We start from the raw sequence: 20698 nt of genomic DNA, 5'->3' as shown, positions 1-20698 counted from the left end.
GTGGCCGGACGGTGTACAGCCGCTCGTGTCAGCTCCGCAGATTGTACAGAGGGGGGCAGGTCAAGCTGGAGTGTTCCACTCCTGGAGTCTCTTATGCCTATCAGTTGAATGGTCGGGGACGGAATGGAGAGAAACATTGGAGTCTATATGTTGAGCCGTTTGCTGTCCGTAAAGGAGACCGGGTGGCAGTGCAGGCTTTCCGGGTAGGATATAAGAAAAGTGAGATAGTAAACTTCTTGATTGAACATTAATTTTATAAAATATGAAGAATATAGTTTGTACAGCCTTGATGCTGTTGATGTCTGTGTGTATGTATGCGCAGGAGTTGTATGGAGAGTATGAAAAGAAAGTGTATGTCTCTTCGCAGGGAGATTCGTTGAAGTACCGTTTGCTGCGTCCCGAAGCAGAAAAGGCAGGGAAGAAATATCCGTTGGTGCTTTTTCTGCATGGTGCGGGCGAACGAGGAGATGATAATCAGAAGCAATTGGTGCATGGTGGGCAGATGTGGCTCAATCCGGTGAACAGAGAGGAATATCCGGCTTTTGTATTGGCTCCCCAGTGTCCTAAGGAAGATTATTGGGCTTATGTGGGTCGTCCCAAGTCGTTTGTACCTGGAGAAATGCCCGAGGTACAGGAGCCTACGCGTATATTCCGCACATTGAAGGAGTTGCTGGATACCTATTTGGCTATGCCCCAGGTGGATAAAGACCGGATTTATGTGATGGGACTTTCCATGGGCGGTATGGGGACGTTTGATTTGGCGATACGTTATCCCGAAGTTTTTGCCGCAGCCGTTCCCATCTGCGGTATTGTGAATCCGGCAAGGCTTTCTGCCGCCAAAGACGTGAAGTTCCGTATTTATCACGGAGATGCCGATAACATTGTTCCGGTAGAAGGTTCGCGTCAGGCTTACAAGGCCTTGAAGGCTGCTGGTGCCGATGTTGAGTATATCGAATTCCCCGGAGTCAATCATGGCAGCTGGACACCGGCGTTCAATGATTCTGAGTTTATGGGTTGGCTGTTTAATCAGAAGAAAAAATGATGAGGATATTGTCTGTTATCGGAGCGCTCTTTTTAGGGGGCGCTTTTTTTACTTCTTGCACCACTTCTGGTAGGGTAAGTACTTTTGTGGTCTTACCGGATACGCAGACTTATCTGGAACAATGTCCGGAGGTCTTTGATTCGCAAGTGGACTGGTTGGTTGCCAACCGTAAGAAAATAGATGCCGTGTTCCAAGTGGGAGATTTGACACAAGATAATTCTCCGGTGGAATGGGCGTATATGCAGAAAGCTTTTCATCGTATCAGCCAAGCGGGAATACCTTATTCTGTCGTGTGGGGAAATCATGATATTGGCAGTAAGCCCGGCAAGTTTTCGGACGTGCATAACACTGCAATGGCCAACAAGTATTTCCCTCTTTCTGACTATAAGCAGAAGAGTTATTGGGGAGGCAGTGCGGATGGAAAGACATTGGATAACTATTACATAAACCTTAGGTCGGGCGATACCGATTGGCTGGTCTTGAATCTGGAATTCGGGCCTTCTGATGAGGCTCTGCAATGGGCCGATTCCATAGTGGGTATTCATCCGGATAAGCTTGTCATATTGAATACACACGCCTATTTGTATTGTGACAGTACGTTGCATGACGGGAAAGACTGGTGGCGCCCTCAAGGATATGGCATCGGCAAAGAGTCTGGGCGCACAGTGAACGATGGTGCTGGAATCTGGGAGAAATTGCTTCTCAAACATCGCAATGTGATAGCTGTCTTTTGTGGGCATGTCTTGAAAAGCGGAGTCGGCACGCTGGTCTCTATAGGGAAAGAGGGAAATAAAGTGTATCAGATGCTGGCAAACTATCAGCGTGGTGTGGAAGGCAGTAGATTGGGAGGTGAGGGCTACTTACGCATTGTAACTTTTAACCGGAAGACAAGGGAGATAGATGTGAAGACCTATTCGACTTGGAATAAAGCCTACCACCCCTCCGAACATCATAACTTTAAGTTCAGAGAGGTGGACTTTGACGAATATCTGCGCTGAGACTTAAGTCCTTTCAGCGTAATCTCCGTTACTTTTTATCAGTTCTATCAGCTTTTCTACCGCCTCTTCTTCGGGAATGTTCTTTTCGATACACTCCTTCTTCTTGTAGAGGCTGATTTTGCCTCGTCCGGCGCCCACATAGCCGTAGTCGGCGTCTGCCATTTCTCCGGGGCCGTTGACAATGCATCCCATGATTCCTATCTTGAGTCCTTTCAGATGGCCGGTGGCTGCCTTGATACGGGCAATGGTACTTTCCAGGTCGTAGAGGGTGCGTCCGCAGCCGGGACAAGAGATGTATTCGGTCTTGCTGGTACGTACACGTCCGGCTTGCAGGATACCGAAAGCAGTGGCATCCACTACTTTGCCGCTTATGGTTTCTCCTTGGTTGAAGAGAAGGATACCGTCACACAGACCGTCGAAGATGAGTGCTCCCATGTCTGCCGCCGCTTTGATTTGCAGATTTTCCAATTCGCTCTCTGCGTAGTGTTCAAAGAAGACTACCGGATTCTTCAGGCCTTCCTTCATCATCTGGTGTACCAGGGCGCGTTGTTCTCCCAATCGGTTGGGATGATTGCTTTGCGAAACCAATACGACTTCCGGATGATACTTCAGGCAGGCGATGGCTTCGTCATTCAATCCCATATACGTGATGAAGAGGAATTTCAAGGAAGCGCCGCAGCTGCTTAGGAAAGGAAGCTGGTCTCCTTTAAAGGCAGGCCAGGCATTGTCCGGTTCCGTTCTGCCGTTACTGTGCTCCATCCAGACATCGGCATCGATGATGCATTGCATGCCTTCCGGAAGTTGTTCCGGGATGGAACGTCCCGTATAGATATAGTCCGGCATGAATTGCGGATTGAAGTCCATGTCCCCGTCTAAGCGTGCGGCAATGACCACGGGCAGATTGTCTCCGCCGATATTGTGTACGGCGGCAGTCTCGCGGCGGGTGGGAGAGAGATAATTGAATTCCGGCACATCTGCTCCGGGGATATAAGGATGGTCGTGGCGCTGCACGATATAGTCCACCAATTTGCGGGCTACGGGGATTTCCGCCTCCGGAGCTTCGCTCAGGGAAACCCGGATGGTGTCACCCAAGCCGTCTGCCAGCAGGGCGCCGATGCCCAAGGCCGATTTGATGCGTCCGTCTTCTCCGTCTCCGGCTTCCGTTACACCGAGATGCAGCGGGAATCGCATACCTTCCTGCTCCATGACGGCTGCCAGCAAGCGTACTGTCTTTACCATGACCACTGTATTGGATGCCTTGATGGAAATGACCACATCCGTGAAATTCTCTTGCACGCAGATGCGCAGAAACTCCATACAAGATTCCACCATGCCTTCCGGTGTATCGCCATAGCGCGACATGATGCGGTCGGATAATGAACCGTGGTTTACGCCGATGCGGATGGCAGTATGGTTCTCCTTGCAGATATTAAGGAAGGGTACAAAGCGGTCGTGTATCTTCTGCAACTCCTGGGCATACTCTTCATCGGTATACTCCAAATGTTTGAAAGTACGTGCTGCATCCACATAGTTTCCCGGATTGATGCGTACTTTTTCTACATACTGTGCCGCCACGTCCGCTACCTTCGGATTGAAGTGAATGTCGGCGACAAGCGGCACCATATATCCGTCCTGGCGTAGGCCTATGTTGATATTCATCAGGTTTTCAGCCTCTTTGATGCCTTGGGCCGTGAGGCGTACATACTCTCCTCCGGCATCGACAATACGTTTGGCTTGCGCTACACTGGCTTCTGTGTCCTGCGTAGCGGTGTTCGTCATACTTTGTATGCGGATAGGATTGGAGCCGCCCATAGGGGTGGCTCCGATGTTTACTTCTGACGTTTCCCGTCGGGAATAGTTAAATAGATCCACGATGATATTTACAGTTAAAGGATTAAAAGATTTACGATTGGATGATTTACGATGTACGATTGAAATTACTTCTTGGTATCTTCAATCGTACATCGTAAATCATCCAATCGTAAATCAATTGGTTTTGTATTCGTACTTCACATCCTTCAAGTCCTCATTTGCCTTGACTATTTTCTTTTTCAGCCCTTCTTTGTAGGTGGCAAATGTTTCGGCCAATGAGGAATCGCCCAATGCCAGCATTTGTACGGCAAGGATGGCAGCGTTCATGGCACCATTAATGGCAACGGTGGCTACCGGTATGCCCGGAGGCATCTGGATGATGGAGTAGAGGGCATCTACGCCATCGAGTACAGACCCTTTTACGGGAACCCCGATTACCGGCAGTGTGGTATTGGCAGCAATGACGCCGGGCAGGGCGGCAGCCATACCGGCAGCGGCAATAATCACTTTAATGCCGCGTTGGCGGGCATTCTTGGCAAATTCCTCCACTGCTTCCGGTGTGCGGTGAGCAGAGAGAGCGTTCATTTCGAACGGTACATGCAGGTCATTGAGCAATTGTGCGGCCTTCTCCATAACGGGGAGGTCGGAAGTGCTGCCCATGATGATGCTAACGATTGGAGACATGAATCTTTAAATTATTAAAGGGTTAATTTTATAAGGGTTAGGGATTAACGATTAGGGGTTAGGGACTGCGCTATCATTCCGTCCGGTGCTAATCGCTAACCCCTAATCCTTTCATTTCATTCGTTTATCAGCGCTTTGTAGGCTTCGGCATCCAGCAGGCTGTCGAAGTCGGCATCAGCGGCGGGTTTGATTTTGATGAGCCAGCCTTCGCCGTATGGGTCCTGGTTTACCAGTTCCGGCTGGTCGGCAAGGGCTTCGTTTTGCTCCAGAATCTCACCGGTTACGGGCAGGAAGAGGTCTGATATGGTTTTTACTACTTCGATGGTACCGAACACTTCGTCGGCAGCCAATGTTTCACCTTCGGTCGGGATGTCGACAAACACAATGTCACCCAGTTGCTCTTGTGCATAATCGGTAATACCTACATAGGCTACATCACCTTCCAGGCGGATCCATTCGTGTTCTTTGGTGTACTTTACATTAGTCGGGAAATTCATGATCATTAGTTTTTAAGGGTTGATACTATGTAAATTAAAAGTTGAAAATTAAAAATTAAACAAGGCTCTTAAAAGAGGAAGATTCGGAACAGTATGTTGCTCAGCGGGTGGAGTACCAGCAACGAGCAGATAAGCCCTACGGCAAAGCCTCCCATAACTTCGCCCAGGGTGTGGTGTCGCAGGATGATGCGGGCGGTGCCCAGCACGCCAGCCACCAGTATAAAGAGGCATAGCCACCATACGGGATTGTAGCTGAACAAGGCGCTGAAAGCTACCAGTCCACCAATTACGGCTCCGGCGCCTGCCATGTGTTCGCTCAGTTTCCATTTTAAGTTGACAATGACGCAGATTATCATCACTACCAGGGCGGAGAGTATGATACCGGTCATGTACCACGGGATATTGAGCCGGTGCATCATGAGCAGGCAGAATACATAAGAAGTGATGGTCAGAATAAAGGGAATGTATCTCCTTTTTCGTTCCACCAGTTCTTCCGGACTGAAACCGTTGATTTTGCGGAAGATGAAGATAGTCAGTGTAGGCATCAGGATGGTGAAGCAATACACCACGCCCAATACTATCAACTTGTACTGCAACGGCATGATGCGCAGGTACGAGAATATAAACAGAACCAGAAATGCCAGGAAAGGGATGGAGAACGGTGTGAATACCGCCGAAATCACTTTCGCTGTTCTGATTAAAGTTTTATCTGCTATAATATGCTCTTCCACAACCTAATTTTATTTACGATTTGACTATTTACAATTTACTATTTGAATGCACTAATCTTTAAACCTTAATCCCTAATCGCTCATCCTTTTCTCTCATCTTCTCAGTCTTGCCACGGGGATATTCATCTGTTGGCGATACTTTGCCACCGTGCGGCGGGCTATGGGATAGCCTTTCTCCTTCAGCAGCTCGGTCAGTTCGTCATCGGTCAGAGGCTTTTTCTTGTCCTCGTTGTCAATGCACTCTTTGAGTATCTTGCGTATTTCGCGTACAGACATCTCTTCGCCGTCTTCGGTTGTGTAGCCGTCGTTGAAGAAGAATTTCAGCGGGTAGATGCCGTAGTTGGTCTGTACATACTTGCTGTTGCTCACACGGGAGATGGTCGAGATGTCCAACCCGGTGCGTTCGGCAACATCTTTCAGAATCATGGGGCGGAGTAATGACTCGTCTCCTTCGAGGAAGAAAGGACGTTGCAGGTCTATGATGGCCTGCATGGTAGTCATCAGCGTATTCTGGCGTTGCTTCACGGCATCGATGAAACCTTGTGCGGCATCCATTTTTTGTTTGAGGAACATCATGGCTTCGCGGGACTCCTTAGACTGATTGGCCCGGTTCTTGGTGTGTTCTTCCACCATCTCGGTGAAGTCGCGGCTCATGCGCAATTCCGGTACGTTGCGGTTGTTCAGTGTCACGTTGATGGTACCGTCGTCATAAGTGTCTACCAGGAAGTCGGGCACAATCTGCTGCATGTTCTTGCCGATGGCTTCGCCGAGCGAGGCACCGGGACGGGGATTCAGCTTGCAGATTTCCTTAACGGCTTGTTGCAGGGTATCTTCGCTGATACCTAATTTCTGCATAATCTTGTCCCAATGCTTGCGGGTGAACTCTTCGTAGCACTGGGTAAGAATATCTTCTTCTATATAGTATTGTGGAGGCGAGGGCATGGGCCGTTGCGCTTCCTTACGTCGAATCTGGATGAGCAGGCACTCTTGCAGGGTGCGGGCGCCCAGACCGGCGGGGTCAAAGTCTTGTATAATCTTCAATACTTCTTCCAGCTCTTCGGGAGAAGCGTCGATACCGGCGTAGATGGCGAGTTCGTCGCTGATACTGTCCAGCGATTTGCGCAGCAGGCCATCGTCGTCCAGCGAGCCGATGAGATATTCGGCCAGTTCGCGCTGGTGCGGAGTCAAGTCCTGCTCGCCGAGCTGCTGGCGCAAGGTTTCATAGAAAGAGGTGGCGTCGGAGAAAGGAATTTCTTCTGCCTGCTCCCCTTTGCTGCGGTTGTTCTCCTGCAGCTTGTAGTCGGGGATATCGTCTTCGTTCAGATAATCGCTTAAAGAATCATAGCTGGTGTCTCCACCGTCTTCCGTTCCGGTTTCCGTATCAGGAGTGTCGGGGTATTCATCACCGGGAGTATCCTCCTTACCCTCTTCCAGTGCCGGATTTTCCAGAAGTTCGGCACGTACGCGGTCCTCTAGTTCCACGGCGGGAAGTTCCAGCAGCTTTACCACCAGAATTTGTTGCGGCGACAGCGTTTGTATCTGCTGTTGCGCTTGGGTCTGTACTTGTCGGGAGCCTTGTGCCATATTTTTATAAATTATTCAATGCACTCATTGTGCATCTTCTTTCAGATATTTACCGCAAAAATAGTGAATAGTTCGATAACACGAAACCTCTCTGATGATATTTAACAAGAAAAGAGAAAACAAACTTTTGCCAATAGCTTGGCAAACTTTTGCCATAGGCTTGAAAAACGTTGGCAAAATAGTCTTCTGATTATGAACTATATAGATTAATCTCCTTTTTGTATTATCTTCTTTCAAAGATTATCTATATCTTTGTCCTATAACTACTAAAACAAGGAATGTTATGTTTGCTAAAGAAACGTATGTGCAGCGCAGGGCCCAGCTGAAAAAAACGATAGGCTCCGGAGTGTTACTGTTTTTGGGTAACGATGAACAAGGTTTGAACTATGAGGACAATACTTTCCGTTACCGCCAGGATTCCACTTTTCTCTACTATTTTGGCTTGTCGTTTGCCGGGCTGTCAGCTCTCATCGACATAGATGAAGATAAAGAAATCATTTTTGGCGATGAGCTGACCATCGACCATATTGTCTGGATGGGTACCCAGCCCACCCTTCACGAAAAGGCTTCTGCTGTGGGAATTTCCGAAACCCGTCCTTTTGCCGACATCGTCGGTTATCTGCACAAGGCTGTACAGAAGGGACAGACCATCCATTATTTGCCCCCTTATCGTGCCGAGCATAAGTTGAAACTGATGGACTGGCTGGGTGTTCCTCCGGCACGTCAGGAAGGGTCTGTGCCGTTTATCCGTGCGGTGGTGGCACAGCGCAACTACAAGTCGGCAGAAGAAATAGCGGAAATAGAAAAGGCATGCGACGTGACTGCTGACATGCACATCACCGCAATGAAGGTGCTTCGTCCGGGCATGTACGAATACGAGGTTGTGGCCGAAATGAACCGTATCGCCGAGATGAACAACTGCGAGCTGTCTTTTGCCACGATTGCTACTGTCAACGGCCAGACCCTGCATAACCACTATCACGGCAACCGGGTGCAACCGGGAGACCTCTTCTTGATTGATGCCGGCGCCGAGCTGCCTTCGGGTTACTGTGGTGACATGTCGTCTACCGTGCCGGCGGACAAGACTTTTACTCCACGCCAGCGTGCCGTTTACGAAATCCAGAACGCCATGCATCTGGAGTCTGTTAAAGCGCTTCGCCCGGGCATTCCCTATATGAAGGTGTACGAGCTTTCCGCCCAAGTGATGGTGGAGGGGCTGAAAGAGCTGGGATTGATGAAGGGCAATGCCGAAGATGCCGTGCGCGAAGGGGCGCATGCCTTGTTTTATCCCCATGGACTGGGCCATATGATGGGGTTGGATGTGCACGATATGGAGAACCTGGGTGAGCTCTGGGTAGGCTATGACGGTCAGCCCAAGAGTACGCAGTTCGGCCGCAAGAGCCAGCGTCTTGCCATCCCTCTGGAACCGGGCTTTGTGCATACGGTTGAGCCGGGCATCTACTTCATCCCCGAGCTGATTGACTTATGGAAAGGAGAGAAGAAGTTCATGGACTTCATCAACTACGATAAGGTGGAAGAATACCGCAATTTCGGCGGCATCCGTAATGAGGAGGATTATCTGATTACCGAAACGGGAGCACGTCGCTTGGGCAAGAAAATTCCACTGACACCGGAAGAGGTGGAAGCGTTGCGTTGACAACCACATCCTTAATATACACAGAGAGCCGTTTGTCCCGATAATGCCGGTGGCAAGCGGCTCTCAAATTTAGGGGTCATACAGATTGTATTATGTATGGTTTATGCGTGCAGTTCCAGTACGAACCGTGCTCCCTTGTTGTAGCTGCTGTCTAGTGTCAAGCTGCCGTTCATCTTGGTGGCAATCAGTGAGCAGATGGGGAGTCCCAGGCCGTCGCCTTGCGTCAGGTCTTTCACTTCGGTGAAAGGCTTGAAGATGTTTTCGCGTTGCTCCTCGGGGATACCGCAACCGGTGTCGCTGATGATGAACTGGTGGGTGTGCGCACCACGTTTCTTGAAGTCCAGCCATATTTTTCCTCCAGCAGGGGTGTAATCGGCGGCGTTTTCCAACAAATGCAGCAAGACGCGTTCCAGTTGCTCAGGGTTGATTTTCACATTCAATTTGGGGGCATTCACGGTCAGGGTGACATCTTCTTGTGTCATTCCTTTGATTTTGTCCATGATGCCTTCACAGAAAGTGGAGATATTCTTCTCCTGCACTTCGTAGGGTTCGGACAAGGTGGTTTCCAATTCGGACAGTTCCTGGATATGGTTGGAGAATGCATGCAGGGCTTTTACGCCCGGCAGTGAGGCGTCGAGCGTGTCCAGTGTCGGTTCCATTTGGGTGGAAATGTTCTGGATAAATTTGGTTTTCAGCTCATTGTGCTCATTAGCAATGCTGATGGCCTTCTTCTGTTTACGGGTGAGGATGATGAAACGCAGCAATACGATGGCGCTGAATACCAGTGCGGCGGCAAGGATGGCGGCGAGTATGCAAAGCCCGATGATGATGTACTGCTTGGCGCTTAGGGAATCATCTTTCTCCTGGATAGTGGCCAGGCTTTCATCGTATTTCTTCTTCAGGGCGTTCAGTTCCTCTTGGGCGGTAAGCGCCTTTACGGAGTCGGTCCATAGGATGTACTTGTCGTATGTGCGTGCCACCAGTCCGGCATTGTTTGCCTTGCGGGCAATGCTGATGAGAGTCTTGTAGCATTCGTCTACTTTGGCGTAGTTCTTCTGTTCCTTATATTGCCCTATCAGGCGGTTGGTAGCCGCATCACCTTGTGTGTTCATACCGAAGGTGTAGTAATAGTTGGCCTGCGTATAAAGCAGGTCGTTGCTCAGAGAGTCGTTGTGAGAGGCTTTGGCGGTCTCTTCCAGTTTGGTCAGCTGTTCCTTGGCACGTGCGGGATTTTTCAGGTTGATGTACATCTGCAGGCGTTCCTTGTTGATGCGGAAACGTAGGTTGGGCATGGCCTTGCCCGTTTTCTGTTCGCCGGTTGCCACCACTTGCTCGGCACCGCGCAGCAGTTCAAAAGCTTCTTTATAGTAATTCTCCCGATGGTAGAGGGCGCTGGCATTGACGCCGCATTCCACTGCCTGGGCATACTTGTCTTGCGTGGCAAAGGCATTGTAGGCTTGCAGGAATAGATAGCGGGCTTTGATATATTCTTTTTTCGTAAGATTTTCTTGTGCTTGTTTCATCAATTCGTCTGCACGGTTTTGCGCATGGAGTTGAGTAAAGATGCAGAAAGTCGCTAAGAGAAGTATCGAAATAATTTTTTTCATGTGTACGTTTGTTTTATTTGCTCACAAAGTTAGAATAAAAACTTAGTATTTGAAGCTACTGCCTCCTAAAAATTCTCTCAATAAGGATGTCGGTGGAATTTCTTTGTCCTGCACGGGGGTGAAATATTTGATGAATTTCAGCAACCGGTAGGCTTCTGCGTATTCCGGACAGTTCCGTGGAACACTGGTAAGGATGGGCTCTGCGTGGCAGCGGAGCACGGCGAATTCGAACAAGAGGGCAGAGTTGAACATAACGTCGGCATTTTCCTGATAGGGGAATATCCATTTGTCCTCGCCGGCACGTACACTGGGCCAGCGTGAAATGGTCTCTTGTGCCGAGTAGCCGCGGTAGTTGAAGTCGCGGATGATGCGGCGCAGCAGGCGGTTGTCCGTGGTGGGAATCCAGTTGTGGTCGTCCAGCGAGATGGTGGTCAGGGCAGATACATAAATCTTGTATTTGCTGGCGGCGGGAATCTGTGGTGTCAGTTCAGGGTTCAGGGCATGGATTCCTTCCAGGATGAGGATGGTATGCTCGTCGATGCGCAGCTTGTCTCCCTTGTACTCTTTCTTCCCGAGGTTGAAGTTGAAGCGGGGCAGCTCCACTTCTTCGCCCCGGAGCAATGCTTGTAATTGGGTGTTGAAGAGCTCAAGGTCGAGGGCATAGAGCGATTCGTAATCGTAATTGCCGTTCTCATCGCGCGGGGTGTCTTCACGGTCTACGAAGTAGTTGTCCAGCGAGATGGGGTAAGGACGCAGGCCGTTGGTCATCAGCTGCACGCTGAGGCGTTTGCTGAAAGTGGTTTTTCCGGAAGACGAGGGGCCGGAGATGAGCACGAGCTTCACCCGGTTTCCGTTTTCGCCGCGGTGGTAGATGTCATCGGCAATCTGGGCTATCTTTTTTTCCTGCAGGGCTTCGGCCACGTTGATGAGGTCGGTGGCATGGCCTTCCTCGCAAGCCATGTTGAAGTCGCCTACGTTGCCCAGTCCCATAATGTAATTCCAGCGCAGGTGTTCCTTGAATACGTCGAGCATTTTCTCTTGTTTCACCACTTCTTCCAGGACATCGGGGTTTGCCCGGTTGGGGATGCGTAGCAGCAGGCCGTCGTAATACTTCACGATATCGAACAGCCAGATGTATCCGGTACTGGGCAACAGGTTGCCGTAGTAGTAGTCTACGGTGTCGCCCAGTGTGTAGTAATAGGTATATAGCGAGCCGGAAGTTTCCAGCAGCTTCACTTTGTCGTTCATGCCCCGTTCGTTGAAGATGCGTACAGCCTCGGTGGTGTGGCATTCTACACGGTGGTAGGGGATGTTCTCGGCAATGATTTCCTGCATCCGCTTCTTGATGGCTGCCACATCTTCCAGCTCTATGGGGCGGCCGATGCGCAGGTTGCAGAAGTAACCTTTGGATACCGGATGCTCTACGAACAGTTTTCCTTCCGGAAACAGCTCGCTGACAGCTTTGTAAAGAATGAAGCAGAGGGAACGGACATAGGTGCGCATACCTGAGGAGTCGCGTATGTCGAGAAATTCTACATCCTTATTGTTGTATACACGGAAATTCAGCCCTTCGGAACGGTTGTTGACCTTTGCACTAACTACCTGATAGGGGAAATTTAGATTAAAACCGTAATAAATATCCAAAAGTGAGCTCCCTATAGGGAATTCTTTAGAAATATTATTATTTTTGCAACAAATTTGTAACATGTGTTTCATGATGTCTCGTTTTTAGTGGGTTGACACGTTAAATATAGGACATTATAACACGTGAAGGAATGAAACACCTTAAATAATTAAAGATGGAATATTCTTTTTATGATTTTTTAAAGCTACTCGGCTCATTGGCACTGTTTCTTTACGGAATGAAGATTATGAGTGAGGGGCTTCAAAAATTTGCCGGTGACAGACTGCGGAAAATATTGACCGCAATGACAACCAACAGAGTGACCGGTGTGTTGACGGGCGTGCTGATTACAGCACTTGTACAATCTTCCTCTGCAACCACGGTGATGGTTGTAAGTTTTGTCAATGCGGGGTTGTTAACGCTTTCACAGTCCATAGGTGTCATAATGGGTGCTAATATCGGTACGACTGTTACGGCATGGATTATTTCAGCTTTAGGTTTCAAGGTGGACATTGCCGCCTTTGCTCTTCCTCTTCTTGCTTTCGGCATTCCTCTCCTCTTCTCTCAAAAAAGTAACCGCAAGTCTGTCGGTGAATTTATTTTCGGTTTCTCATTCTTGTTCATGGGGCTTTCCTATTTGAAAAACAATGCTCCTGACTTGAGCCAAAATCCTGATATGCTGTCATTTGTGCAGGACTATACCGACATGGGCTTTATCTCCATACTTCTTTTTGTGGGTATCGGTACGGTGTTGACCATGATTGTGCAGGCATCTGCGGCAACTATGGCCATTACGCTTATTATGTGCGCCAACGGCTGGATTAGTTTCGAATTGGGGGCAGCACTGGTTTTGGGAGAGAATATCGGTACAACCATCACGGCAAACCTTGCGGCGCTGACCGGTAATACGCAGGCAAGGCGGGCTGCTTTGGCCCACTTGGTGTTCAATGTGTTTGGTGTGATATGGGTGTTGTGTCTTTTCACCCCCTTTACCGAGGCTGTGTCATGGTTCGTAGAGAACGTGATGGGTACTAAAGATCCGGCTGTGGCCGTATCCTTCAAGCTTTCGGCATTCCATACTTGCTTCAATATCTGCAACGTGCTGATATTGATATGGTTCGTGAAGTTTATCGAACGTACGGTCTGTGCCATTATTCCAATGAAGGAGCAGGACGAGGAATATCGCTTGCGTTTTATCTCGGGCGGTATGCTTTCTACGGCAGAGCTGTCCATCCTGCAGGCAAGCAAGGAAATACATCTTTTTGCCGAACGTACCCGCCGTATGTTCGGAATGGTGCAGGACTTGCTGCATACGGAGAAGGATGATGATTTCAACAAAGTGTTCAGCCGTGTGGAGAAGTACGAGAATATCAGTGACAGCATGGAGCTGGAGATTGCCAATTATCTGAATCAAGTGTCCGAAGGGCGCCTGAGTTCGGAAAGTAAGTTGCAAATACGTGCCATGCTGCGTGAAGTGACGGAGATAGAGAGCATCGGCGACAGCTGCTATAACCTGGCACGTACCATCAACCGCAAGCGCCAGACCAATCAGGATTTCACCGAGAAGCAGTACGAGCATATCCATTTCATGATGAAGCTGACGGATGATGCCTTGGAGCAGATGATTGTCGTGGTGGAACATCCGGAGCATGCAGGCGCGGATGTGAACAAGTCCTTTAATTTGGAGAACGAAATCAATAATTACCGCAATCAGCTGAAGAACCAGAATATCTTGGATGTGAACAACAAAGAATATGATTACCAGATGGGTGTTTACTATATGGACATCATTGCGGAATGTGAAAAGCTGGGCGACTATGTGGTGAATGTAGTGGAAGCCAGCAGCGATATAAAAGAAAAGAAAGCGTCTTAGGACGCTTTCTCAAATTCTTCTTTGCCTACTCCACACAAGGGGCAAACCCAATCTTCGGGAAGGTCTTCGAAAGATGTTCCCGGTTCTATTCCATTTTCAGGGTCGCCCAATTCAGGGTCATAGACATAATCGCATACAGTGCAAATGTACTTTTCCATAAATTTCTTTTTTAGGTTTATTCTCCTATAATAACGTTTAAAAGCCCTTTTTGTTCTATTGTTGAACAAAAATAGTTTATTTTTGTTCTCTATTAAAACAACATTTTATGAAAATGACCGACAAGCTGTTCAGGGCGATTATGCGGAATCTGCACGCCTATGTACTGCTGATAAACCGCGACTTCACTGTATTCTACACCAATTACTACGATATTACCGGAGCTGTAAAGCCTGCCGAAACTGGACGGGTGGGAGATATTCTGCGCTGTAACAATGCCTTGTCGGCAGCAGGAGGTTGCGGCACTCACGATTTGTGTGAGCACTGCCCCGTGCGGAATGCCATAGAGAATGCCTTTGTGGTGCAAAAGAACTTCACGGATTTGGCAGCTATTCTGAATCTTAGGGATAGCGAAGGCAGAACTACGGAATGCAATGCTTATGTTTCCGGCGAGTATATGGAGATTGAGGACCGCGACTGCATGGTGATTACCGTGCATGACATTACCCGGCTGAAACAAGTGGAAGCTGAATTGAAACTGGCACGTGAGAAGGCAGAGAATGCCGACCGCTCCAAATCGGTGTTCCTGGCGAATATGAGCCATGAAATCCGTACCCCGCTGAACGCAATTGTCGGATTCTCGGAATTGCTGGCCTCTGCATCGACAGACGAAGAGAAGACACAGTTCCTGGAAATTGTGCAAAGTAACAATGAAATGCTGCAACAGCTGATTGCTGATATTCTGGACCTCTCGAAGATAGAAGCCGGAACATTGGAATTTGTGTTCTCGGATGTGGACATCAACCAGATGATGTCCGATTTGGAACAACAGTTCCGTATGCGGGTGGCTGAGCTGGGTAGTGGAGTGCAGATTGTCCGGGAGGCTTCTGAGAAGGAATATACCATGCATACAGACAGAAACCGGCTTGCACAAGTGGTATCCAATTTTATGACGAATGCCCTGAAGTTCACCCAGGAAGGCAGTATTACCCTCGGATTCAGACTCTATGAGGAAGGTCTCTATTTCTACGTAAAAGACACGGGAACCGGTATTCCCCAGGAAAAGTTGCCACATGTTTTTGAACGTTTCGTCAAGCTGAAGCAGGAAAAGAACGGTACCGGACTGGGACTCTCCATTTGCCAGACCATTGTCCGCAAATTGGGGGGCGAAATAGGCGTGGAATCGGAAGAAGGGGCAGGTTCGACTTTCTGGTTCACATTGCCGTGGGAGCCTGCAACCAGACCGAAACTGGTGAGGGAAAAAGAGAATCAATGACAGTCAATTAATCACTAATCATTATATAGGTATTGTTTTCCCGGATTATTATTGTATTTTTGCGTTCCAAAATTAAACCTAAAGACTTGCATGACTGCAATAAAGGATGATTATTATCATGTCGGACTGACCGACGAACAAGTGCGGAAGAGCCGCGACGAACATGGAGTAAATTTATTGACGCCTCCTAAACGGCCTTCCTTATGGAAATTGTATCTGGAGAAGTTTGAGGACCCCGTAGTAAGGGTATTGCTGGTTGCCGCTCTGTTTTCTTTGATTATTTCCATTGTAGAGAATGAATATGCCGAGACTATCGGCATTATAGTAGCCATTCTGCTGGCTACCGGTATCGGTTTCTTCTTTGAGTATGATGCCGGAAAGAAGTTTGACCTGCTGAATGCAGTGAACGAAGAAACTTTGGTGAAAGTAATTCGTAACGGACATGTGCAGGAGATTCCCCGTAAAGATGTAGTGGTGGGTGATATAGTGGTGCTGGAAACCGGTGAAGAGGTTCCGGCGGACGGTGAATTGCTGGAAGCCATTTCCCTGCAAGTGAACGAATCGAACCTGACCGGTGAGCCGGTAGTGGCGAAAACTACCGTGGAAGCCGACTTTGACGAAGAGGCTACGTATGCTTCCAACCGCATTTTGCGCGGTACAACGGTGGTGGACGGACATGGCACCATGCGTGTGGAGGCTGTGGGCGATGCTACGGAAATCGGTAAAGTGGCACGTCAAAGTACCGAACAGAATACGGAACCTACTCCGCTGAATATCCAGCTGACCAAATTGGCCAACCTGATTGGAAAGATTGGCTTTTCCGTGGCGGGTCTGGCTTTTCTCATTTTCTTTGTAAAGGATGTGGTACTGGTCTATGATTTTTCTTCATTCCACACCTTCCGTGATTGGCTGCCGGCCTTGCAGGCTACTTTGCAATACTTTATGATGGCAGTTACCCTGATTGTGGTGGCTGTGCCCGAAGGCTTGCCGATGAGCGTGACACTCAGTCTGGCGTTGAATATGCGCCGCATGCTCTCCACCAACAACCTGGTGCGCAAGATGCATGCATGCGAGACGATGGGAGCCATTACAGTGATTTGTACCGACAAGACCGGTACATTGACCCAAAATCTGATGCAGGTGCATGAACCCAATTTCTATGGTTTGAAGAATAACGGGCAGCTGGGGAATGATGACCTCAGCAAGCTGGTAATGGAAGGTATCAGTGCTAACTCCACTGCTTTCCTGGAAGAAGAGGTGACTGGCGAGAAGCCGAAAGGGGTGGGTAACCCCACGGAGGTGGCACTGCTGCTTTGGCTGAACAGCCAAGGATGCGACTATCTGGCGCTGCGTGAGAAAGCTACGGTTATCGACCAGCTGACTTTCTCTACGGAAAGGAAATTCATGGCTACCCTGGTGCAATCCCCCCTGATTGGGAAGAAGGTGCTGTATGTGAAGGGAGCTCCCGAGATTGTTTTGGGTAAATGCAAGGATGTCATGTTGGACGGCAAGCGTGTGGATGCGGTGGAATACCGTTCTACAGTGGAGGCTCAGTTGCTCAACTACCAGAATATGGCTATGCGTACACTTGGCTTTGCATTCAAGATTGTGGATGATGCGGAAGCGTCTGATTGTGTGTCATTGGTTGCTGAAAATGACTTGTCGTTCCTCGGTGTGGTTGCCATCAGTGACCCTATCCGTCCGGATGTGCCTGCGGCCGTTGCCAAATGCCAGTCGGCAGGTATCGGAGTGAAGATTGTGACGGGAGATACACCGGGTACGGCTACCGAGATAGCACGCCAGATTGGTCTGTGGAAACCGGAGGATACGGAAAAGAACCGCATTACGGGAGCTGCATTTGCCGAATTGACGGATGAGGAGGCATTGGACCGTGTGATGGACTTGAAGATAATGTCGCGTGCACGCCCCACAGACAAACAGCGTCTGGTGCAACTGTTGCAGCAGAAAGGTGCGGTAGTGGCTGTGACGGGTGACGGCACGAATGATGCTCCTGCGTTGAACCATGCGCAAGTGGGACTTTCGATGGGTACCGGGACTTCCGTTGCCAAGGAGGCCAGCGACATCACGTTGCTGGATGACTCCTTCAACAGTATAGGTACGGCCGTGATGTGGGGACGTTCTCTATATAAGAATATACAGCGTTTCATTGTTTTTCAACTGACTATCAATTTTGTGGCTTTGTTTATCGTTCTCCTGGGTTCACTGGTGGGTACGACGCTTCCTTTGACCGTCACGCAGATGTTGTGGGTGAACCTGATTATGGATACGTTTGCGGCCCTGGCCTTGGCGTCCATTCCACCCAGTGAGAGCGTGATGAAGGAAAAGCCGCGTAAGAGTACGGATTTCATTATAACCAAGTCCATGAGGTATTACATTTTGGGAATGGGTTTTGCCTTTCTGGTATTGCTTATGGGAATGCTCTTCTGGTTTAACAGTGAAGAGGGGGGGATGACTACCTATCGGTTGACTGTGTTCTTCACGTTCTTTGTTATGCTTCAGTTCTGGAACTTGTTCAATGCACGTGTGTTCGGCACTTCGGACTCGGCGTTCAAGGGCATTTCTAAATCTTATGGCATGGAGCTGATTATACTTGCCATTTTGGGCGGACAGATACTGATTGTACAGTTTGGTGGAGCTGTATTCCGCACAGTGCCGCTCGATTTTATGACTTGGATGACGATTGTCGTTTCTACTTCGTTTGTTTTGTGGATAGGTGAACTGGTTCGCCTTATCCGACGTTTAACACAGAAATAGTGATGAAAAGAAGAGGAATCAAGAACCTTATTATTGATTTTGGCGGAGTTCTGATTGATTTGGACCGCCAGCGCTGTTTAGAGAATTTCAGAAAGCTGGGATTGCCGGACGTGGAAGTCATGTTGGACCTCTATCACCAGCAGGATTTCTTCCAGAAATATGAAAAAGGGTTGATTACCAGTGCGGAGTTCCGGGAAGTGATTCGTGGAAAGATAGGGAAACCGGTGACTGATGCCCAGATAGATGACGCCTGGAACAGTTTCCTAGTGAGTATTCCTACTTTTAAATTGGATTTACTGTTGGAACTGCGCAAAAAATATGTGGTCTATCTGCTGAGCAACACCAATGAAATCCATTGGCAATGGTCGTGTCTGCACGCGTTTCGCTACAAGGCTTTCCGTGCGGAGGACTTTTTTGAGCATATCTATCTCTCTTATGAGATGAAGATGGCAAAACCGGATGCCGATATATTTCAGAAAGTACTGGATGAGACCGGTATTCTTCCCAACGAGACTCTTTTCATTGACGATTCTGAGGCCAATTGCCGGACAGCGGAGGCGTTGGGTATTTCTACCTATACGCCAAAGGCCCACGAGGATTGGAGACATGCAGTTGTTTTGTGAAACATCGGACATTGGTTCCCGTCCAAGTGTAGCCACTATCGGTTTCTTTGACGGAGTACATCGGGGACACCGCTACCTGATAGAGCAAGTGTGTGCGGTAGCTGCCGGGCGTGGGCTTGCTTCGTCGGTCGTGACTTTTCCGGTACATCCGCGTAAAGTGATGCAGGCCGATTATCATCCGAAGTTATTGACCACTTGTGATGAGAAAGTTTCCCTGCTTGCCAAGACTGGGGTGGATTATTGCATGATGCTTGATTTTACTCCTGAAATAGCCCGGCTTTCGGCACGGGAATTCATGTCCATACTGAAGGATCGCTATCAGATACAAGCTTTGGTAGTGGGGTACGACCATCGTTTCGGGCATAACCGCAGCGAGGGTTTTGAAGACTATGTGCACTATGGTCGCGAATTGGGTATGGAGGTGCTTCTTGCGCGCGCGTATTCTTATAGTAAGGAGACATCGGTAACGGAGGTTACTGTCAGCTCCTCGGCTATTCGCGGTCTGTTGCTGGAGGGAAACGTTTCGGAAGCTGCCGAGTATCTGGGATATGATTTCTTTTTGGACGGTACGGTTGTCGGCGGCTATCAGGTGGGGCGTAAGATAGGTTTTCCTACGGCTAATCTCCGTGTTTCCGATTCTGACAAGCTGATTCCCTGCGATGGTGTGTATGCCGTCCGTGTCTGTGTTGAAGGCAAGGAGTACGGCGGTATGCTAAGCATTGGCTACCGACCTACGTTGGAGAACGGCCCCGATCGCAGTATTGAGGTCCATATATTCCGGTTTGATGCTGACATTTATCAGCAGCCGATGCGTCTTTCCTTTGTGCGCCGCACCCGTCCTGAACTGAAATTCGACAGTATAGAAGAACTTATTGCCCAGCTTCACCGTGACGAGGTGGAGATTAAATCCATTCTTTCTTTATAAACATAAGGCGATAAGGTCATTTATCTCCTTGCAGTTCTATGTATTTTCCCGTTTGAAATGTTTGTTTTCTGTGTATTTATCGTAAAACGTGTTTTTTTTATTGTTTTTCGATAAATATTTTCTGTTTTTCTTTGTCATATCAAAAAAAGGTCTTTTATTTGCATATCGAGAAACGATAAATGATTATCGAAAAACAAAATAAAGAACTAATAAAACAATAACGGTATGAAAACTTTAGTAATGACAACAATCTTTGTAGTGACAGTAGTGATAAATGCTTTTGGTGGTAATATCCAGGAAAACTTTGCCTATAATGAAGTGATGAACGGAAATCAGGTGGAGTCCCAGATTGTATATAAAGTAGAGAACGGTAAGTTTCTGCAGAACCATTTGAAATACAATTTCATCTATGATGCCCAAGGGCGTACGATACAGAAGGAAGCGTTGAAATGGAACGAGATTGAGCAGGCGTTTGAACGCTTCTATTGCTTGAACTACAATTATACAGAAGCCGGTACGGATGTGGAATATGCCTTGTGGGACAACAAGACGCATGCCTACTCCGATGTGAAAGAAAAAGCAGTTTATCTGCAGGCGGGAGATGACATCAACTACTTGAGTTACAAATGGAGTAAGAAGGACAACGACTGGAATCTGTTGGTGGAACATGCCACTGCAGAGGAAGACGTATTGCTCCTGGCAGTGAAATAAATGAAGAACAAATATAGAAATGAGGGAGGGGCTTAGGTTATGAGAAGAGCATTTATGAGTATTACACTATTGGTATTGTCACTTTCTACAGTGATGGTGCTGCTGATGGGACTTGTTGCCACA

Annotated in this window: 18 protein-coding genes; 10 read left to right on the top strand and 8 right to left on the bottom strand. The window is 48.5% G+C overall.

Going from position 1 to position 20698, the window contains the following annotated elements:
- Positions 1-11 precede the first annotated feature (11 nt).
- Genes DWZ03_RS20120 through DWZ03_RS01515 form a run of 3 tightly spaced genes read left to right on the top strand, consistent with a single transcriptional unit; the run spans position 12 to position 2040 of the window.
- Positions 12-251, top strand: coding sequence for a hypothetical protein (locus DWZ03_RS20120; protein WP_229095737.1), 240 nt, complete (start codon positions 12-14; stop codon positions 249-251).
- 47 nt (positions 252-298) lie between these two features.
- Positions 299-1042, top strand: a complete 744-nt coding sequence (locus tag DWZ03_RS01520) for a prolyl oligopeptidase family serine peptidase (protein WP_369738710.1) — start codon at positions 299-301, stop codon at positions 1040-1042.
- Positions 1039-2040: a metallophosphoesterase gene (locus DWZ03_RS01515; protein WP_057256697.1), complete on the top strand. Its 1002-nt coding sequence runs from the start codon at positions 1039-1041 to the stop codon at positions 2038-2040. Before DWZ03_RS01520 ends, DWZ03_RS01515 begins: the two co-directional genes overlap by 4 nt.
- Before the next feature lie 3 nt (positions 2041-2043).
- Here the strand turns inward: DWZ03_RS01515 and DWZ03_RS01510 are convergent, their stop codons facing one another.
- From DWZ03_RS01510 to rpoN, 5 genes are all read right to left on the bottom strand, one after another.
- Positions 2044-3912 (bottom strand): 4-hydroxy-3-methylbut-2-en-1-yl diphosphate synthase, encoded by a 1869-nt coding sequence (locus tag DWZ03_RS01510; RefSeq protein WP_120128545.1) that lies wholly within the window; start codon positions 3910-3912, stop codon positions 2044-2046.
- 114 nt (positions 3913-4026) lie between these two features.
- Positions 4027-4536 (bottom strand): 5-(carboxyamino)imidazole ribonucleotide mutase, encoded by a 510-nt coding sequence (purE, locus tag DWZ03_RS01505; protein WP_009037672.1) that lies wholly within the window; start codon positions 4534-4536, stop codon positions 4027-4029.
- Positions 4537-4652: 116 nt separating this feature from the next.
- Positions 4653-5033, bottom strand: a complete 381-nt coding sequence (gcvH, locus tag DWZ03_RS01500) for a glycine cleavage system protein GcvH (protein WP_005834498.1) — start codon at positions 5031-5033, stop codon at positions 4653-4655.
- A 68-nt stretch (positions 5034-5101) separates the two neighbouring features.
- The gene (locus DWZ03_RS01495; protein ID WP_005830565.1) at positions 5102-5764 is read right to left on the bottom strand and encodes a membrane protein; all 663 of its coding nucleotides are present in this window, start codon (positions 5762-5764) and stop codon (positions 5102-5104) included.
- 93 nt (positions 5765-5857) lie between these two features.
- Complete coding sequence (rpoN, locus tag DWZ03_RS01490) at positions 5858-7348, bottom strand: RNA polymerase factor sigma-54 (RefSeq protein ID WP_008662635.1); 1491 nt, start codon at positions 7346-7348, stop codon at positions 5858-5860.
- A gap of 283 nt (positions 7349-7631) precedes the next feature.
- On the opposite strand from rpoN, the gene DWZ03_RS01485 reads away from it, so the two are divergent.
- Entirely contained in the window at positions 7632-9005 is a 1374-nt protein-coding gene (locus DWZ03_RS01485) for an aminopeptidase P family protein (RefSeq protein WP_005830557.1), read from the top strand.
- 101 nt (positions 9006-9106) lie between these two features.
- On the opposite strand, the gene DWZ03_RS01480 is transcribed toward DWZ03_RS01485, so the two are convergent.
- Both DWZ03_RS01480 and DWZ03_RS01475 read right to left on the bottom strand, forming a co-directional pair.
- On the bottom strand, positions 9107-10612 hold the full coding sequence (locus DWZ03_RS01480; RefSeq protein ID WP_117964684.1) for a sensor histidine kinase: 1506 nt from the start codon (positions 10610-10612) through the stop codon (positions 9107-9109).
- A 42-nt stretch (positions 10613-10654) separates the two neighbouring features.
- The gene (locus tag DWZ03_RS01475) at positions 10655-12328 is read right to left on the bottom strand and encodes a nucleoside kinase (RefSeq protein WP_005830553.1); all 1674 of its coding nucleotides are present in this window, start codon (positions 12326-12328) and stop codon (positions 10655-10657) included.
- Positions 12329-12411: 83 nt separating this feature from the next.
- On the opposite strand from DWZ03_RS01475, the gene DWZ03_RS01470 reads away from it, so the two are divergent.
- A complete protein-coding gene (locus tag DWZ03_RS01470) occupies positions 12412-14109 on the top strand; it encodes a Na/Pi cotransporter family protein (RefSeq protein WP_005834507.1) in 1698 nt (565 codons plus the stop codon).
- Here DWZ03_RS01470 and rd read toward each other — a convergent pair.
- Positions 14106-14267, bottom strand: a complete 162-nt coding sequence (gene rd / locus DWZ03_RS01465) for a rubredoxin (protein ID WP_005830549.1) — start codon at positions 14265-14267, stop codon at positions 14106-14108. The two genes, DWZ03_RS01470 and rd, sit on opposite strands and share 4 nt — an antisense overlap.
- 107 nt (positions 14268-14374) lie before the next feature.
- Between rd and DWZ03_RS01460 the strand changes: the two genes are divergently transcribed.
- The 5 genes from DWZ03_RS01460 to DWZ03_RS01440 all read left to right on the top strand — a co-directional run bounded on the left by DWZ03_RS01460 (position 14375) and on the right by DWZ03_RS01440 (position 20575).
- Positions 14375-15541 carry a sensor histidine kinase gene (locus DWZ03_RS01460; protein ID WP_120128542.1) on the top strand — a complete coding sequence of 389 codons (1167 nt, stop codon included), beginning with the start codon at positions 14375-14377 and terminating at the stop codon, positions 15539-15541.
- A 90-nt stretch (positions 15542-15631) separates the two neighbouring features.
- Positions 15632-18316 carry a calcium-translocating P-type ATPase, PMCA-type gene (locus tag DWZ03_RS01455; RefSeq protein WP_120128539.1) on the top strand — a complete coding sequence of 895 codons (2685 nt, stop codon included), beginning with the start codon at positions 15632-15634 and terminating at the stop codon, positions 18314-18316.
- A gap of 2 nt (positions 18317-18318) precedes the next feature.
- Positions 18319-18939 carry an HAD family hydrolase gene (locus DWZ03_RS01450; RefSeq protein WP_005830542.1) on the top strand — a complete coding sequence of 207 codons (621 nt, stop codon included), beginning with the start codon at positions 18319-18321 and terminating at the stop codon, positions 18937-18939.
- Complete coding sequence (locus DWZ03_RS01445; RefSeq protein WP_117600186.1) at positions 18923-19864, top strand: bifunctional riboflavin kinase/FAD synthetase; 942 nt, start codon at positions 18923-18925, stop codon at positions 19862-19864. The genes DWZ03_RS01450 and DWZ03_RS01445 overlap by 17 nt, the downstream gene beginning before the upstream one ends.
- 225 nt (positions 19865-20089) lie before the next feature.
- Complete coding sequence (locus tag DWZ03_RS01440) at positions 20090-20575, top strand: DUF3836 domain-containing protein (protein ID WP_016272428.1); 486 nt, start codon at positions 20090-20092, stop codon at positions 20573-20575.
- Positions 20576-20698: the final 123 nt, after the last annotated feature.

Origin of the sequence: Bacteroides sp. AF29-11, from assembly GCF_003602895.1 — a bacterium.
GTDB classification, from domain to species: domain Bacteria; phylum Bacteroidota; class Bacteroidia; order Bacteroidales; family Bacteroidaceae; genus Bacteroides; species Bacteroides uniformis.
This window is presented reverse-complemented; position numbering and strand designations above follow the sequence as displayed.